Annotated in this window: 16 protein-coding genes; 13 read left to right on the forward strand and 3 right to left on the reverse strand. The window is 40.1% G+C overall.

Translation table 11 applies throughout. The annotated features are described in order from the left end of the window. Window positions 1-134: 134 nt before the first annotated feature. The 7 genes from LC090_RS20450 to LC090_RS20480 all read left to right on the forward strand — a co-directional run bounded on the left by LC090_RS20450 (window position 135) and on the right by LC090_RS20480 (window position 9,294). On the forward strand, window positions 135-797 hold the full coding sequence (locus tag LC090_RS20450) for a ZIP family metal transporter (protein WP_226659993.1): 663 nt from the start codon (window positions 135-137) through the stop codon (window positions 795-797). Between the two features lie 102 nt (window positions 798-899). After that, on the forward strand, window positions 900-3,014 hold the full coding sequence (locus tag LC090_RS20455; protein ID WP_226659994.1) for a heavy metal translocating P-type ATPase: 2,115 nt from the start codon (window positions 900-902) through the stop codon (window positions 3,012-3,014). A 285-nt stretch (window positions 3,015-3,299) separates the two neighbouring features. Then, window positions 3,300-5,063 carry a PTS mannitol-specific transporter subunit IIBC gene (locus LC090_RS20460; RefSeq protein ID WP_226659995.1) on the forward strand — a complete coding sequence of 588 codons (1,764 nt, stop codon included), beginning with the start codon at window positions 3,300-3,302 and terminating at the stop codon, window positions 5,061-5,063. A gap of 27 nt (window positions 5,064-5,090) precedes the next feature. Next, window positions 5,091-7,214 (forward strand): BglG family transcription antiterminator, encoded by a 2,124-nt coding sequence (locus LC090_RS22230; RefSeq protein ID WP_226659996.1) that lies wholly within the window; start codon window positions 5,091-5,093, stop codon window positions 7,212-7,214. A gap of 1 nt (window position 7,215) precedes the next feature. After that, complete coding sequence (locus LC090_RS20470) at window positions 7,216-7,653, forward strand: PTS sugar transporter subunit IIA (protein ID WP_160921705.1); 438 nt, start codon at window positions 7,216-7,218, stop codon at window positions 7,651-7,653. 2 nt (window positions 7,654-7,655) lie between these two features. Continuing rightward, window positions 7,656-8,807 carry a mannitol-1-phosphate 5-dehydrogenase gene (locus LC090_RS20475; protein WP_226659997.1) on the forward strand — a complete coding sequence of 384 codons (1,152 nt, stop codon included), beginning with the start codon at window positions 7,656-7,658 and terminating at the stop codon, window positions 8,805-8,807. Window positions 8,808-8,964: 157 nt separating this feature from the next. Next, the gene (locus LC090_RS20480) at window positions 8,965-9,294 is read left to right on the forward strand and encodes a DUF1516 family protein (RefSeq protein ID WP_226659998.1); all 330 of its coding nucleotides are present in this window, start codon (window positions 8,965-8,967) and stop codon (window positions 9,292-9,294) included. 451 nt (window positions 9,295-9,745) lie between these two features. On the opposite strand, the gene LC090_RS20485 is transcribed toward LC090_RS20480, so the two are convergent. Both LC090_RS20485 and LC090_RS20490 read right to left on the reverse strand, forming a co-directional pair. Beyond that, the gene (locus LC090_RS20485; protein WP_226659999.1) at window positions 9,746-10,258 is read right to left on the reverse strand and encodes an acyl-CoA thioesterase; all 513 of its coding nucleotides are present in this window, start codon (window positions 10,256-10,258) and stop codon (window positions 9,746-9,748) included. Between the two features lie 97 nt (window positions 10,259-10,355). Beyond that, window positions 10,356-11,090, reverse strand: a complete 735-nt coding sequence (locus LC090_RS20490) for an arylamine N-acetyltransferase family protein (protein ID WP_226660000.1) — start codon at window positions 11,088-11,090, stop codon at window positions 10,356-10,358. 123 nt (window positions 11,091-11,213) lie between these two features. Between LC090_RS20490 and LC090_RS20495 the strand changes: the two genes are divergently transcribed. Next, the gene (locus LC090_RS20495; RefSeq protein WP_425590682.1) at window positions 11,214-11,978 is read left to right on the forward strand and encodes a divergent polysaccharide deacetylase family protein; all 765 of its coding nucleotides are present in this window, start codon (window positions 11,214-11,216) and stop codon (window positions 11,976-11,978) included. Between the two features lie 149 nt (window positions 11,979-12,127). Here the strand turns inward: LC090_RS20495 and LC090_RS20500 are convergent, their stop codons facing one another. Next, window positions 12,128-13,030: an aldo/keto reductase gene (locus LC090_RS20500; RefSeq protein WP_226660001.1), complete on the reverse strand. Its 903-nt coding sequence runs from the start codon at window positions 13,028-13,030 to the stop codon at window positions 12,128-12,130. A 164-nt stretch (window positions 13,031-13,194) separates the two neighbouring features. Between LC090_RS20500 and LC090_RS20505 the strand changes: the two genes are divergently transcribed. From LC090_RS20505 to LC090_RS20525, 5 genes are all read left to right on the forward strand, one after another. Beyond that, a complete protein-coding gene (locus tag LC090_RS20505; protein ID WP_226660002.1) occupies window positions 13,195-13,362 on the forward strand; it encodes a hypothetical protein in 168 nt (55 codons plus the stop codon). A 298-nt stretch (window positions 13,363-13,660) separates the two neighbouring features. Then, window positions 13,661-14,200 (forward strand): hypothetical protein, encoded by a 540-nt coding sequence (locus LC090_RS20510; RefSeq protein ID WP_226660003.1) that lies wholly within the window; start codon window positions 13,661-13,663, stop codon window positions 14,198-14,200. A 126-nt stretch (window positions 14,201-14,326) separates the two neighbouring features. Beyond that, window positions 14,327-15,427: a M24 family metallopeptidase gene (locus LC090_RS20515; RefSeq protein WP_226660004.1), complete on the forward strand. Its 1,101-nt coding sequence runs from the start codon at window positions 14,327-14,329 to the stop codon at window positions 15,425-15,427. A gap of 126 nt (window positions 15,428-15,553) precedes the next feature. After that, window positions 15,554-15,991: a disulfide oxidoreductase gene (locus LC090_RS20520; RefSeq protein ID WP_226660005.1), complete on the forward strand. Its 438-nt coding sequence runs from the start codon at window positions 15,554-15,556 to the stop codon at window positions 15,989-15,991. Beyond that, window positions 15,988-16,452: a thioredoxin family protein gene (locus LC090_RS20525; RefSeq protein WP_226660006.1), complete on the forward strand. Its 465-nt coding sequence runs from the start codon at window positions 15,988-15,990 to the stop codon at window positions 16,450-16,452. Before LC090_RS20520 ends, LC090_RS20525 begins: the two co-directional genes overlap by 4 nt. Window positions 16,453-16,527 lie beyond the last annotated feature (75 nt).

The raw sequence follows: 16,527 nt of genomic DNA on the forward strand, positions 1-16,527 counted from the left end.
GTTGTTCTCTCCATTAATAAAATGCGCTAATAGGACAAGTGGGCGAAAACGCCTTTTTGATCCATTTAGGGAGGGGTGCAGCCAAGATGACATCACTAATCACTCTTTTTTTGATAGGTTTTGGAGGACTTGTGTTGGGTGCGTTAGCAGGAAAAATGGCATTTACATATTATGAACACCGTTTGGAAGCTCTTTACCTCATTTGTGGTGGTATGCTTATTGGTGTCATCACGCTTGAACTAATACCAGAAAGCATTCGTACCTATTCATTTTGGGCTCTCATGGCAGGGGCATCATTGGCGGTTTTTTTGTGTGTTTGGACGGATCAAGTCATACACGTGAAGTACAGTGACAAAAGCTATCTTCCGGTAATTGCTTTTGTTCTTGCGATGATCTTTCACAATGTCCCTGTTGGCGTCGCGCTTGGGATGACGTTAAAGGACGGGATTGGTGAATCGTTGCTTCTTGCTTTATTTATTCATCATTTACCGGAAGGGGTTGCGCTTTATATTTTAATGAAAATGAACAGAATTCATCGGTTTGTATTGATCATCACAGCCAGCGTTATCACCATTGTTTTAATAGTGGCAGCGTGGTTTGGAGCTATTTCGGATCAATCAAACTTGATTAACGGGATATTTATGGGCATTGCGATCGGTTCTTTGTCCTATGTAGCCATACACGAAATGATTGGCCAAGTGGTTGGAAAAGTTTCAAAAAGAGAGTTGTACTTGTATACATGTCTGGGAATACTTTTATTATCTTTCTATCTAAAAGTGGCTCACAAATTCTTTTGACAACGTGCAAAAGATTCAGTAAAATTGTACATAGGTTAATATGAACACATGCTCATATATTGAATAGAATAGATAAACGAACGAAGAAAGGAGTGAATCACGGTGGAAGAATATCGTCTTAAAGGCTTATCTTGTCCAAACTGTGCTGCTGGTATGGAACAACAGATTCAAAAGCTTGAATACGGTGAATCAGCCCAAATCCAATACAATTCAGGCAAATTAAAGGTAGATAAAAGAGTGAATCTTACGCAGGTCGAGAAAATCCTTGATTCCGATCATGCTTCTATAGTGAAAGAAGAGGATGATCATGCGCATGAACATTCTCACAACCATTCCAACATCAAGTGGCTACTAGGTATCTCAACCACGATTTTTCTTGTGGCTCTTCTTTTGGATGCCACTACTATGATTATTGCCGTTCCATTTTATCTTGCTGCGATTATTCTAAGTGGATATCAAACGTTTGTGAAAGGACTTCGCAATTTAACGAAACTAACATTTAACATTGAAACCTTAATGACGCTTGCATTAATTGGTGCTGTTTCCATCGGGGAGTGGAAAGAAGCAACACTTGTTGCCATTTTATTTGGATTAAATGAATACTTAGAAGGACTTGGTATGGAGAAGGCAAGGAAATCGATGGAATCTCTTCTTCAAGTCGCACCGAAAGAAGCACTTCTCATTCGAGATGGAAAAGAAGTCGTTGTCTCAATAAACGACCTTCAAGTGGATGATCTCGTTGTCGTTAAATCTGGTGCCAAAATTCCTTCAGATGGGATTGTTTCAGCGGGATATAGCTCAGTAAATGAAGCTGCCATAACGGGAGAAGCGATGCCAGTTGAAAAAAGCGTCGGTGAAACTGTTTTTGGTGGAAGTATCAATAATGAGGGCATCCTTCGTGTTAAAATAACGAAATCCTACGAAGATTCTTCGCTCGCAAAAATTTTGCATTTAGTTGAAGAAGCTCAAGAAACGAAGACCCCAACAGAATTATTCATTAATCGTTTTTCGAGATATTATACGCCGATTATTATGGTTATCTCAGCCCTAGTGATGCTTGTTCCGCCTCTATTCTTTGGTGGGATTTGGGCTGATTGGTTCTATCAGGGACTTGCCGTATTAATTGTGGGATGTCCTTGCGCTCTCATTCTGTCATCACCTATTGCGAACATCTCCGGTATTACAAGAAATGCGCGTAATGGAATTCTTGTTAAAGGGTCGGTTTATCTTGAGCAACTCGGTAAAATCGATACGCTTGCTTTTGATAAGACTGGGACACTTACAAAAGGATTTCCTTATGTTGAGACATTTGAAAACTATAGTGATGAGAAGTTTTTATCTGTAGCAGCAGCAGTCGAGAAGCATTCTTCCCATCCGTTAGCTAAAGCGATCATGAAGAAAGTAGCTGATTTTCCTTACCGGGAATTCGAAGCAACCAACGTTGAAGCTGTCTCAGGGCAGGGGATAATAGCAGATGTTGATGGAATGAAATATTGGGTAGGAAATGAAAAAAGCGTTCAACATGTCACCATCCCTGAGGATGTGCAAACATCAATCGATCAGATGAAACGTGAAGGGTTAACGCTTGTTCTAGTAGCTGATGAAATAAAGATTCTTGGTATGTTTGGTATAGCAGATGAAATTAGAGAGGAAAGTCAGTCTGTTATTCAGGCGCTACATCATGCAGGTATTAAGAACACGGTGATGCTAACGGGAGATCATGAGAAAACGGCCGAGAAAGTGGCAAACCGTGTGGGTGTTCGTTCTTATTTCGGCGGTCTCTTACCGGAAGACAAAGTTGCTAAAGTGAAAGAATTAACCAGCGATGGAAAAGTAGGCATGATTGGTGATGGAATTAATGATGCTCCAGCCCTTGCCTCAGCTGACCTTGGAATTGCAATGGGGAAAGGTACGGATAGCGCGATTGAAACAGCAGATATTGTCTTAATGCAAGATCATCTTGGTAAACTCCCAGAGGCTGTCTCGATTGCTAAGCGAGTGAATCGAACCATTCGTGTCAACATTGCGCTAGCCCTTGGCCTCAAGCTCATTGCCTTGCTTCTAACGATTCCTGGGCTATTAACACTTTGGGTTGCCATTTTGTCTGATATGGGCGCAACGATTCTTGTGACCTTAATTAGTTTAACGATTTTATGGGAGCCGAAAGAAAAAGAAAAGCCAACTGTAAAAAAACAAGCTGAACCACAGCATACGTAAAACCTCTGGGACTCCAGAGGTTTTTTCTTTATGAACATTCTAGAAAATCAACCTAAAATCTAGGTGGATATAGGAGTTTATTTAATCATGTCAACAAGTGTTGCGCCGAATTCACGTTTGGATTTCATTGTATATGACCCAAAACGCTCGTATGATAAGAATTACAGAAAGTCGCACGTGGGGGATAAGGGTCCTATAAAAGCGTTCGTATAATAAGATTCAGTTTACAAACGAACAAACAAAATGAAAACGCTTTTAATGTGCAGATGAAAAGGAGGATATACGATGAGTGAACAAAACACAGAGAAATCTGGATTTAAAGTAAAAGTTCAGCGGTTCGGGAGTTTTCTAAGCAGTATGATTATGCCGAATATTGGCGCGTTTATTGCTTGGGGACTGATTACGGCACTATTTATACCTACAGGATGGACGCCAAATGAGAGTTTAGCTGAGTTGGTAGGTCCAATGATTACTTACTTGCTGCCTCTATTAATTGGTTACACTGGAGGTAAAATTGTCCACGGTGGCCGAGGAGGAGTAGTTGGTGCCACAGCTACAATGGGTGTTATCGTCGGAGCAGATATTCCGATGTTCCTAGGCGCAATGGTTATGGGGCCACTTGGTGGGTACGCGATTAAGAAATTTGATCAGGCGATCCATGGGAAAATCAAATCTGGTTTTGAAATGCTTGTTAATAACTTTTCAGCAGGTATCATCGGCGGTATTTTAACAATACTAGCATCTATAGCAATTGGACCGGTTGTACTAGGTCTGAACAAAGCATTAGCAGCAGGAGTACAAGTGATTGTTGATGCAGGACTTCTACCTCTTGCAAGTATTCTAATTGAACCAGCGAAAGTACTATTTTTAAATAACGCCATTAACCATGGCATTTTGAGTCCGCTTGGTATTGAGCAAGCAGCTAATACTGGGAAATCAATTCTCTTTTTACTAGAATCAAACCCTGGTCCAGGTCTTGGAATTTTACTTGCATTTTGGTTTGCTGGAAAAGGAACTGCAAAACAAACTGCGCCTGGTGCAGCTATCATTCATTTCTTTGGTGGTATTCATGAAATTTATTTCCCGTACATCTTAATGAAGCCAGCTCTTCTATTAGCAGCAATACTTGGTGGAATGAGTGGTGTCTTTACACTAACAATTTTCGGTGCTGGGCTTATTGCACCACCTTCACCAGGGAGTATCTTTGCTCTAATGATTATGACACCTCGTGGAGGGTATCTGGGTGTACTAGCAGGCGTTGTTGTGGCAACCGCTGTTTCCTTCCTTGTGGCATCCTTTATTCTTAAACGCTCAAAAGATAGCGGAGAAGATATTTCAGAAGCGACTGAAAAAATGGAAGCAATGAAAGGTAAGAAAAGTAGCGTATCTTCTAACCTAAAAACGAATGTGGAAGAGCCAAAAGCAGAAGCATCTTCTTATGGCAATATCGCTAAAGTCGTTTTTGCATGCGATGCTGGAATGGGTTCAAGTGCAATGGGTGCATCCGTATTGCGTAACAAATTCAAAAAAGCTGGGTTAACAGACATTGAGGTTACGAATACGTCAATTAGCAATCTACCTAATGATGCTGATCTAGTGATAACGCACCAGGATTTAACCGATCGTGCAAAGGATAAGCTTCCAGAATCGAATCACATCTCGGTTAAAAACTTTATGAACAGTCCAAAATATGATGAGCTTGTATCTGAATTAACTTCTGCAGGTGAAGTAGCAGTGAAGCGAGAAGAACCAAAACAAGTGGATAATAACGAAATTAATAAAGTAGTCTTTGCCTGTGATGCTGGAATGGGATCAAGTGCAATGGGTGCGTCCGTTCTTCGTAACAAGTTCAAGAAAGCTGGTCTTCAGGACATTGAAGTGACGAATACATCGATCAGCAACTTACCTGATGACGCTGATTTAATTGTCACACACCAGGACCTAACCGATCGGGCAAAAACAAAACGTCCTGATGCTGAGCATATTTCAGTGGCAAACTTTATGAACAGCCCGAAATACGAAGAGCTTGTTGATCGACTTAAAAAGTAGGTATAGCCAGAATTCGAGGTGAACCATGTGTTTATTTCAGCAAGGGAACGAAGAATTCTTCATCTTCTGTTAGAGAGTAATGACTATTATACGGTTAAGGGGATCGCTCAAGAACTTGAGGTAAGCGAACGAACGGTTCACCGTGATTTAGTAGGCGTAGAGGATATCCTTACTCAGTATGATTTAACCTTAAACAAGAAAGCTGGAGTTGGGGTTCAAATTGATGGTGAAGCGTTCAACCGAAATGAGTTGAAAAGCTATTTGGTTGATCTAAACATTACCGAGTACACGCAACAAGAAAGGGAGACGCTGATTCTATGCAAGTTGCTAGAATCAGCTGATCCTATTAAATTAATTGGTTTAGCGAATGACTTGCGAGTAACGGTTGCTACAGTCAGTCATGATTTAGACAAAGCGGAAGAATGGCTACAAAGAATGCAGCTTTCATTAATAAGAAGGCGGGGGTATGGCGTGCAGGTTGAAGGGACTGAAGCCCTGAAGAGGCACGCCATGAGCTCCCTGCTTGCTTCTGAGTTCAATGATTCAGACTTTTTTACGTTGTTAAAGAAGTCGATTCAAAAGAAAACGCAAGGCAATGTTCTCGAATCTGCTTCCGAGCGATTACTAGGTTTAGTTGATCGAGATAAGCTCTTAAAGGTTGAGACAATCGTTGATGATATAAACAATGATTTACCATACATGATCGCTGATAGCGCATATATTGGTTTAATTGTGCATCTGACTCTGGCTGTTGAGCGTATTCAAAAGGGTGAAAAGATCGAGATTGATGAAGAGTATTTAAGCACACTTAAGAATACGAAGGAGTTTGGTTTTGCTAAAATAACCGCTATAAAGCTTGAAGAATCTTTTAGTGTCTTAATACCTGAAGCTGAGATCGGTTATATTACCATGCATTTGCGTGGAGCGAAATTAAGAAATACTGGACACTATTATTTAGAAGAAGCAAATTATCCGATTCTCGTTAAAACAAAGGAGTTAATCCGCTATGTAGATCAGCGTCTCAATGCGGATTTAGAAACAAACGAATCACTTTTAGAGGGTTTAGTGACGCATCTTGGTCCTGCTACACATCGCGTTAGGCAGAACATGAATATTCATAATCCGCTACTTACAAAAATTAAAGCAGATTACGCTGATTTATTCCAATTGCTTGAAGAAGCGTTAAAAGAAATTTTCCCGGGAGTTTCTATTCCTGATGAAGAAGTTGGTTTTCTCGTTCTGCACTTTGGTTCAGCTCTTGAGGGCCGCTTTCAACATAACGAAGTGAATGTTCTTGCCGTATGTTCAAGTGGCATCGGAACATCTAAAATGCTGGCGACTCGGTTGAAACAGGAATTGCCAGAAATCCAAACGGTCAAAAGTGCTTCACTATTAGATTTACAAGATGAAAGCCCCGAGAACTATGATCTGATTGTTTCGACGATTCCTCTCCCTGAATATGAAGGTGAGTATATAAAAGTAAATCCTTTTTTAACGGAGGAAGAGGCTACACGTATTCGCTCGACACTTCAAAAGAAGTCGATGATGAAAAAAAGAAGCATAGTTGAAAAGCCTAAGGCCGAGAAGGAATTTTTATTTCATTCAAACGATGAAGCAAGTACCTGGTTTCGTAAGGTTGAGTTATATAGCAAGACTGCAGCTTCAATAGTAGAATTATTCCGAGTAAATCAAACTCAACACAAAGAGGTAGAGAAGCTGTTAGAGGAAGAGTGTAGACGTCTAGAAACAGTTAATGCTATTAACCATTCTTCAGAGGTTAAAGATGCACTTCTGAAGCGCGAGGCCATTAGTGGGGTGGGCATTCCCGAGACGTCACTTGCATTGTTCCATTCGCGAACACCTGAAGTGAAGAAGCCGGTGTTTACAATTGTGCGATTAATGGAACCTATTCAGAGACAGGCAATGGATGGGTCGGTCATTGAAATGGACACTGTTCTTTTACAATTGGCACCAGAAGAATTGCCTATGGAAAGCATTGAGATCATGAGTTACATTAGCTCGCTGATCATTGAATCAAATGAAAGTATCGTCCTTTTTTCGGAGAGCAATCAAGAGTCAATTGGATTGTACCTTGCAAACAAAATGAAAAGTTACGTAGAAAAACAATTAGGATTTAAAGGAGACGATTAAAATGGCAAAAGAAATTCTATCAACGGAAAACGTATTACTAAATGAAACGGCTGCAACAAAGGAAGAGGCTATCCGCATGGCTGGTCAAATTCTTGTAGACAACGGATACGTAGATGAAAGCTACCTTGAACAAATGCAAGAACGTGAAAAGATCACAACGACTTACATGGGCAACTCTGTGGCTATTCCCCATGGCACGGAGGATGCTAAGAAAGCTGTGAAGCATTCTGGACTATCGATCATCCAATTGCGAGAAGGCGTCGATTTCGGAGACGGCAATATTGCGAAGATTATCATTGGGATTGCTGGTAAAGATAATGAACACTTAGAGATCCTTTCTCAAATTGCCATTGTTTGTTCTGAAGAAGAAAATGTAGAAGAGTTGATTCAAGCGGATTCCAAAGAAACGTTAATCTCAATGTTTAACGAGGTGAATTAATCATGCTTGCCGTTCATTTTGGTGCTGGAAATATAGGAAGAGGTTTTATTGGAAAGCTTCTTTCTCAATCAGGATATGAAGTATGCTTCGTAGATATCAATGAGACTGTGATTAACGAGCTTAATGAACGAAATCGCTATACGGTTGAAATACTAGGTCAGGATAAGGAGCAAATTGCTATTGAAGGTGTGAGAGGTATTAACAGCCAACAAAATCCTGAGGCAGTGGTCGATGCGATCTATCAAGCTGACCTTATTACGACCGCAGTTGGTCCGACCGTATTGAAATTAATTTCTTCAGCTATTAAAGAAGGCATTTCAAAACGTATCGCAGATGGAAGAGATCCCGTTAATGTGATTGCATGTGAAAATATGATCGGTGGCAGTACAATGCTTCGAAATGCTGTGGAAGAAAAAATGGGTGCAGGAGAACGTCAAGTGCTTGATCAGTACGCTGGCTTCCCAGATGCAGCAGTGGATCGTATTGTTCCGAATCAAACTCATGAAGATCCGTTAATGGTTGCGGTCGAACCTTTCTATGAATGGGTGGTCGACCAAACCATGATGGCTGGAGAGGTTCCTGATATTGCTGGCCTTACGTACGTTCAAGATCTTGCTCCTTACATTGAGCGGAAGCTGTTCACAGTTAACACAGGCCACGCAATGACAGCTTATCTTGGTTATCAAGCTGGGTATGAGACGATTAAAGAAGCACTAGACACCGAAGATATCTATCATGATGTCAAGAAAGCACTTGAAGAATCTGGTGAATTGCTTCAACATAAGCATGGTTTTGAAAAAGAGGCACATGAGGCTTACATTACAAAAATTCTTGGTCGTTTTCTAAATCCACATCTAGTGGATGAAGTGACTCGCGTTGGACGAGCTCCAATACGTAAAATTGGACCTAACGATCGCCTTGTTGGTCCAGCACGTCAGCTTGCAGAATTAAATAAAGAACCAAACTATCTTGCAAAAGGAATTGCAGCAGCATTACGATTCGATCCCTCAGAAGATGAAGATGCAGTTAAGATTCAGAGCAAAATCAAGAATGAGGGTCTTTCAAGTGCGATTACTGCTTTTACAGGCGTCAACGAGGAAGAAATTTTGTTTGATTTAATTAGCAAGCACTATAAAGAAATGGCGCTCAGCTAATGGCAAGGAGAAGCTCGTATGGAGCTTCTCCTTTTTTTTGAGGAATTCGTATATTTTTGTTACGATTTTGCATTAAGACTTGTGCCAGCTTCAATACAATTCTACTATTAGGGTATGACAAGAGTCATATCCATTTTTAATGGGAAGGGGAACACGCATGTTTAATATTTTATTACAGTCTCATTCAGGATCATGGGCGATCCTTGTTTTGCTTTTAGTGATTAGTTTTTTTGCACCTAAGCAAAAGATTTCGCTGATGATTCAACGCTTATTTTATCTGATTATGCTTGGTACAGGTATCGGGATGCTCTTTATCCTTGGTTTTCCACTGATTTATGTCCTAAAAGGAATTCTGGCCATTGTGTTAATCGGGGTTATGGAAATGATTGTAGGGAGAAGAAAACGCGCTGAATCAACAAAAATGCTTTGGGTTGCGTGTATTGTTCTTATTTTAGTAATTATCTCGATCGGGTACAACTGGATTTAATACGAAAAAGCGACGTTCCGTTTATGGGACGTCGCTTTTTTAGGTTTTTTCTATATTTTTCGGGCCTAAAGGGTCTCTTTTGCTTTTGATACATCTAGCTGCAGGGACCAGCCTCTCGATCGCTTCACCTCATAAAATGCACACAAAGACCGTGTGCTTTTTATGAGGTTCCAGCGCTTGTCGAGGCTAAACGGTCACTTCCGCTTTTGTTTCATCTAGCTGCAGGGCCCCAGTCCCTCGATCGCTTCACCACATGAAATGAACACAAAGGGCGTGTTCTTTTCATATGGCTCCAGCGCTTGTCGGGCCTCCAGGACCCTTCCGCTTTTGTTTCATCCAGCTACAGTGACCAGCCTCTCGATCGCTTCACCTCATAAAATGCACACAAAGACCGTGTGCTTTTTATGAGGTTCCAGCGCTTGTCGAGGCTAAACGGTCACTTCCGCTTTTGTTATTCCCAGGGTTTTTCTGTGGTTAACAGGCCGGCTAGTTCTTTACTGGCTTGTCTGTGTTCTTTTCGTTTTTCTGCTCTTGCTGGTGCTGTTTCGTGTAGGTTTTTTTCTTCTTCTGATTCAGGAATTACTTTTGGAACGGATATTGGTTTTTTATTTTCATCCAAGGCTACAAATGTAAGAAAGGCTGTTGCTCCGATATGTCGTTCACCTGATAGGAGATGTTCCGCAATAACTTTTACGAAAACTTCCATGGAAGACTTTCCAGTGAACGTCACATAGGCTTCAAGACAAACAGAGTCGTCTGGGGTAATGGGATGTAAAAAGTCAACAGAGTCAGTGGAGGCTGTGACAACTTCACTCCGACAGTGACGCATAGCTGCAATTGAGGCAATATCATCAATGTCTCTCATCAGCTGACCACCAAATAAAGTGTTATGGTTATTTGTTGCTTCTGGGAATACGTGGCTTGTTTTCACGACACGTGATTCACGAATATATTTAGATTCCATGTTTGTCTCTCCTTAGTATGCTTTTCTTGTAGTCTATCTTTACTATGCCCTTGATTGAAAGCTGAAAAACCTCTCTCTTTATGAAAAGCGAAGGAGGTTATGTGAAATAGCTATCATATAAATGATGCCATTCATTTTCGTTTACATCAAAAACTGTTTTTTGATTATTCTTCGTGATAATAAGTGCATCTTTTGTTAGCGTGATTCTGCCATCGTTTGTCTCAATTGTGACTAACGTATGATTGGCAAATGGTGAATGAGGATTTGTTTGAATAAAAGTGCTTAATGGTTCATACTCACTCAGCGTTCGAGGTTCAGTAGAAAAACGAATTTGAGTCTTCCATCCTTTACTTAGAGCTTGTTGGAGATCATATATTTTTTTTGTATGCTGAACCATTCGATAGCGATGAAAGCCATCATTAACGATCTCCCCTGAAAGAGGAATTGGAATGTGACTTGAGTTTCCGAATCCTACATCTGCTAAGTAAGTTGTTTCTTCAATTTTGACAAGGTTCGTTAAATGGGTATTTTCTTTCCCCCATGTGTTTTCATCGATTGCGACAGTCCCTGTAATCAAAGTAGTTGTAAATCCAAGTTGCGTAAGAAGCCAGTTAAAAAGCGGGTTTAGCTCGAAGCAAAGTCCACCGCGCTTCTTTTTTATGATTTTGTCATACATTTTTTCACGATTTAAATCGATCCGTTTTTTTTGAGAAATATCAAGGTTTTCAAAGGGGATACGGAGCATGTGATTTCGCTGAAGTAACTGAAGAGAATGAAGGTCCACCTGCACATGGTTTATGTTCACTCGCTCTAAATAACTCTCCACATTCATACATAAACTCCTTTCTCTTCTGTTTCTATTTTCATGCAGATCCCTTGCAAAAGCAATAAATTGACCTCTCCATTCATGAAGTATTTTCCTTAGGGGATACTAAAAGAAAAAGGGTGTGAGAGTGTGAAAAAGTGGGTTTATGTATTGTTATTGCTTATGCTCGTTCCGGTTCAAGTATCGGCAGAAGAGAACAGGGAGCTCGCCATCGTGATTGATGATTTTGGAAATGATATGGGGGGGACGGAAGAGATGCTACGACTTCCTGTCACCTTAACTGTTGCCATCATGCCATTTCTGGAAACGACAGAAAAAGATGCAGAAGAAGCGCATAAATTTGGTCATGAAGTAATTGTGCATATTCCGATGGAGCCATTGAAAGGAAAGAAGAGTTGGTTGGGACCAGGCGCGATTACAACGGACTTGTCTGATGAAGAAATTGAGAAGCGTGTAAAGGCTGCAATAGACGCTGTGCCTCATGCAGTTGGTATGAATCATCATATGGGGTCGAAAGCGACAGCTGATGAAAGAGTGATGAGGATTGTTCTTGAAGTATGTCGAGAAAATGGTCTCTATTATTTAGATAGCAAAACCACAGGGAGCAGCGTTATTCCAGAGCTAGCAGATGAAATTGGGGTACCTTATCTTGAAAACGAACTCTTCTTTGATGATGTATACACAATTCAGCATATGAGTAAGAAGGCTCAAGAACTTGCGAAAAAGCTTAAAGATGACCAAGCTCATATCGCGATCGGTCATGTGGGGATAGCCGGAGAGAAAATGGTGGCGGTGTTAAACGAATTTATTCCAATGTATAAGAGTGAAGCGGTGATTGTGCCACTATCTCAAATGATTCCAGGATTTGAAATGATTGATGAGAGCATGCCTTAGAAAGAAAATCGCCATAACAAAATGCAAACTACTAGCGTTAAATAAACGTTTGTTTAATTTTATTGACTTACAAAAAACGCCTCTTCATTTGAGGAGGCGTTTTTATGTATTTTTTAAAAAAAGGAATAGATTTCGAATAGGAGTACTACTTATGGAATATCATACCCCATTGAACTAGTAAGGATTTCAAACCACTGATCACGAGTTAATGAATACGATAGGGCATCTACTGCACTATCAATGCGTTCTGGTTTGCCAGAGCCCACAATTGGCATAATGTTTGCGGGATGGTTAAGGAGCCATGCATAAAGAACTTGGTCCATACCTTCTGCTCCGATTTCAGAAGCGACTTTTTTGACCGTCTCACGTAGACGCACGGCTTTTTCGTCATTCGATGTGAATACATTCCCACCAGCAAGAGGAGACCACGCCATCGGCTTCATTCGCTTTTCTTGACAGAGGTTAAGGGTGCCATCCTCAAAATTCTCAAGGTTATAAGCAGAAAGCTCAAGCTGGTTTGTAATTAAAGGTTGCTCCACATATGACTGGAGCATATTAAATTGGTGATGTTTAAAATTGGAAACGCCAAAGTGACGAACTTTTCCTTCTTGTTTTAATGTAGAAAAGGCTTCAGCCACTTGTTCTGGGTCCATAAACGGATCCGGACGATGAATTAAGAGAACATCAATATGGTCAATACCAAGTGAGGTGAGCGATTGCTCAGCAGATGCAATAATGTGCTCTTTACTTGTATTGTAATGATGTGATTGGTGTGTCGGTCTGTTGGGTGATTCAATGACAATCCCACATTTTGTTACGATTTCCATTTGGTCGCGCAATGAGGGTTTCAGCGCGAGTGCTTTCCCGAAAAGCTCTTCACATTCGTAACTTCCATAAAGATCAGCATGATCAAATGTTGTAATCCCTCGCTCTAGGTTATGCTCAATGAGTGAAAGGGTTTCTTCACTTGTTTGATTCCAGTCAGCCAGTCGCCAAAGACCATGAATAATACGAGAAAAAGATAAATCTTCTGTTAAGTTTATGCGTTGCATCGTTAGATCCTCCTGTATAGGTGCTTTTTTAATCATAGACGAATTAAACCGCTTGCACAACAAAACAGTCTTATTCATCATGTGCACTTTGCCAATGATAATGCTTCTCATTATCATTGGCACGTGCTATAATGAAAAAAACGTTTAAATAAGAGGTGGATGAAATGGTTGAAACGTTACAAATATCGATGTTTTTCTTTATTTTACTCTTGTCGTTTACCACATTTGCGCTTGTTCTTAGAGCAGAGGCTGTAAAAAGTGGCTATAGCCGTGAGAAGAAAACGAGCGCATACGAATCAACACCGCCAATCGCATTTAAGAAAAGTTATTGACTTTTTAATTGATAAAGATTATCATTATCAATATAGAAGATAAGAGACATGGTGTTCCCCGACACAATTTGTCCTATATAATTCAAACAAAGCTAAAGAAGTTCCCCCTTCTCCAATTGTTTGAGGATCGTAGCTGCCAACGCCGGCAGCTATTTTTATTTGTCTGTTTTTATAATTATACAATACCCTTACTATATCAAGCTTCAGAAGAGGTTTTAATCCATTTATTCTCATTTACAAATTAAAATTTAGTGCTAAACTATTTTTTGGAAGTAAACATTAATAGGGGGATTATTATATGAAGAAGTTATTATCTGTTTTAAGTTTATCCATGCTTCTAGTCGTAGCAGCATGTGGTTCAAATACAAACAGTGAAAATGAAACAAGCGGAGAAGCAGAGCAAGCAGATACGAAAAGTGTTCTACTTGATTTTCAAGCAGAGGTCGTGAGTGTCTTAAAGGAGAATAATGACAAGATTGTCGCTTACGAATCAGCAAAGGCCACTTTTCTTGATAGTGAAACCCCTGAGGCAGAAAAGCCTTCTAAAGAAGAACTTGAGGAATTAAAAGGTCATGCTGTTGAAGCGAGTAAAGCAACGATAGATGGCATTGAGGGTTTATCTGTGCCAGCTGAATTGGATGAATCAAAAGAAGAAATTGAGAGCTCATTTGATGAGTTAACACAGGTTTATAACATTCGAGCAGAGCAAGCAGATATTGAAGATCCTTCCGTACAAGAAAAGGCAGCAGAGCATTTTACAGCGTTTGAAGATAAAATGGGTAAGGTTTTTGAAGACACTGGTCTTATTAAGCCAAGCTTTGCGAAAGAACTAGAATAGATCCGACAAACCCTGCTTAGATTGCAGGGTTTTTTGTGCGTTGGATAAGTGAGCGGAATTCACTTATGATAAGCTAGGAGAGGGAAAGCGGGAACAAGCTTAATTTTTATAAAAGGAAGTGGCACTATGAACGTACGTTTATCCAAAATGACAGAATGGCTTAGTGAACAAAATCAAGACTTTGCTTACATTCATTCACCTTCAAATGTTTTTTATTTATCAAATTTCCACTGTGAACCACATGAAAGGTTACTTGGTCTTTTTATTGTACCTGATCATGAACCATTTCTTGTAGTACCTGGAATGGAAGTTTCCCAAGCACGAGACGCAGGATGGGAATATGAGATCATCGGGTATAGTGATTCAGAAAATCCTTTTGATTTTATTTATGAGGCTTTGAAAAAACGAGGTGTTCATGAACCTAAAAGTGCTTCAATTGAAAAAGGAACGCTTGCTTATGAGCGTGCTGAAGAATTGCAGGATCGTTTTCCAGGTTTGAAATATCATTCCGCAGAGCTTGGACTGAATCAATTTCGTCTTATTAAAGATGAGAAAGAAATTGAAGTATTGCGTGAAGCAGCCGCACTCGCCGATTTTGGTGTAGAAACGGGAGTGAAAGCTTTACGCGAAGGTGTTACTGAAATGGAAGTCCTCGCTACGATTGAATTTGAATTGAAAAAGAAAGGCATCCGTGAAATGTCCTTTTCAACGATGGTGCTATTCGGAGAAAAATCAGGTCAACCTCATGGTAACCCTGGGGATCGTCAATTGAAGAAAGGGGATTTCGTTTTATTTGATCTTGGTGTGGTACTAAACGGCTATTGCTCTGATATCACTCGGACAGTCGCGTTCGGTGAAGTGAATGAGAAACAAAAAGAAATTTATGATACCGTCTTGCGTGCTCAAACGGAATCACTTCATATCTCAAAGCCAGGAACTCGACTTGGCGATATTGATCTTGCTGCTCGAAATGTTATTTCAAATGCAGGATACGGAGATTATTTTCCGCATCGAATCGGTCATGGTATCGGCATAGAAGTACACGAGTTTCCATCCATGAGTGAGAAAAACGATAGCTTGCTACAAGAAGGAATGACTTACACCATTGAGCCTGGCGTTTATTTACCGGACGTTGGTGGGGTAAGAATTGAAGATGATGTGCTCGTTACTGAGAATGGACACGAGACATTAACGAAGTATCCAAAAGAATTACAAATTATTGAATAGGTTCAAAGCCGACTCCTTAAGGAGTCGGCTTTGTAATTGTATTGTCACGTTTCATCTTTTTAAAAGTCGTTTGGTGTGGTGTATAATGGAACTACATTTTGGTGTGAAAAGAAGAGGGGTACAGCTGTGAAATCTGAGCAAAAAAGTGAGTATTTGTTATTCGGCGCATGGGCTGCTTCCGTTCTTGCCCTTGCTGGAAGTTTGTATTTTTCCGAAGTCCTTAAATATGAACCATGTGAACTATGCTGGTATCAACGAATTCTTATGTATCCTTTAGTTATTATCCTTGGAATGGCTATGGTAAGAAAAGATGCGTCACAATGGCTATATGTCTTGCCGTTATCGGTCATTGGTTCATGTGTTTCTCTTTATCATTATTTGATTCAAAAAACATCTTTTTTTGCAGAGTCAGCGCCCGCTTGCGGGAGAGTTCCATGTACCGGACAGTATATTAACTATGCCGGATTTATCACGATTCCGTTTCTAGCATTCATCGCTTTTCTTTCCATTACGATTATCATGTTGTTGTTAAATAAGCAGACAAAAAAGGAGAAAAACGTATGAAGAAAGCCATTATTTTTCTTGGTATTATTATTGTGTTATTTGGAGCGCTCGCATTTGTTACAAATTTAAGCAATAGCGAAAAAGAAGAGGGAAATCCATACGGGAAAGACTCGTTAAATCCAGCAACAATTGATCAGCTCGATGATCCGCTTTATCAAAATCAAATTCTTCCAGATGAGCTTGATAAAACCCTTTCGAACGAAGAAGATGCATTCGTTTATTTCTATAGTCCAACGTGTATTCATTGTAAAAACACCTCTCCGATCCTTGTGCCACTCGCTGAAGATATGGATATTGACCTAAAGAAGTACAATGTGCTGGAATTCGAACAGGGTTGGAATGATTATCAAATTGAATCGACGCCTACCCTTGTCCGATTTAAAGATGGAAAAGAAGTCGATCGCATTGTTGGAACTCAAACAGAAGAAACGTTTAAGCAATGGATAGAAAAAAATAAGTAACTAGAGAAAGCACCTATAGCGGGTGCTTTTTTTGTGGCACATCTGAATGTTTACGAGTGATACAACCGGGAACTA

The organism is Guptibacillus hwajinpoensis, assembly GCF_020524165.1.
In the GTDB taxonomy this organism is placed as follows: domain Bacteria; phylum Bacillota; class Bacilli; order Bacillales; family Guptibacillaceae; genus Guptibacillus; species Guptibacillus hwajinpoensis_D.

What these genes read in the sequence shown, in the direction of transcription:
- LC090_RS20460 (WP_226659995.1), top strand. Translation starts at nt 3,300, where the DNA reads ATGAGTGAACAAAACACAGAGAAATCTGGATTTAAAGTAAAAGTTCAG.
- LC090_RS20470 (WP_160921705.1), top strand. Translation starts at nt 7,216, where the DNA reads ATGGCAAAAGAAATTCTATCAACGGAAAACGTATTACTAAATGAAACG.
- LC090_RS20475 (WP_226659997.1), top strand. Translation starts at nt 7,656, where the DNA reads ATGCTTGCCGTTCATTTTGGTGCTGGAAATATAGGAAGAGGTTTTATT.
- LC090_RS20480 (WP_226659998.1), top strand. Translation starts at nt 8,965, where the DNA reads ATGTTTAATATTTTATTACAGTCTCATTCAGGATCATGGGCGATCCTT.
- LC090_RS20485 (WP_226659999.1), bottom strand. Translation starts at nt 10,258, where the DNA reads ATGGAATCTAAATATATTCGTGAATCACGTGTCGTGAAAACAAGCCAC.
- LC090_RS20490 (WP_226660000.1), bottom strand. Translation starts at nt 11,090, where the DNA reads ATGAATGTGGAGAGTTATTTAGAGCGAGTGAACATAAACCATGTGCAG.
- LC090_RS20500 (WP_226660001.1), bottom strand. Translation starts at nt 13,030, where the DNA reads ATGCAACGCATAAACTTAACAGAAGATTTATCTTTTTCTCGTATTATT.
- LC090_RS20505 (WP_226660002.1), top strand. Translation starts at nt 13,195, where the DNA reads ATGGTTGAAACGTTACAAATATCGATGTTTTTCTTTATTTTACTCTTG.
- LC090_RS20510 (WP_226660003.1), top strand. Translation starts at nt 13,661, where the DNA reads ATGAAGAAGTTATTATCTGTTTTAAGTTTATCCATGCTTCTAGTCGTA.
- LC090_RS20515 (WP_226660004.1), top strand. Translation starts at nt 14,327, where the DNA reads ATGAACGTACGTTTATCCAAAATGACAGAATGGCTTAGTGAACAAAAT.
- LC090_RS20525 (WP_226660006.1), top strand. Translation starts at nt 15,988, where the DNA reads ATGAAGAAAGCCATTATTTTTCTTGGTATTATTATTGTGTTATTTGGA.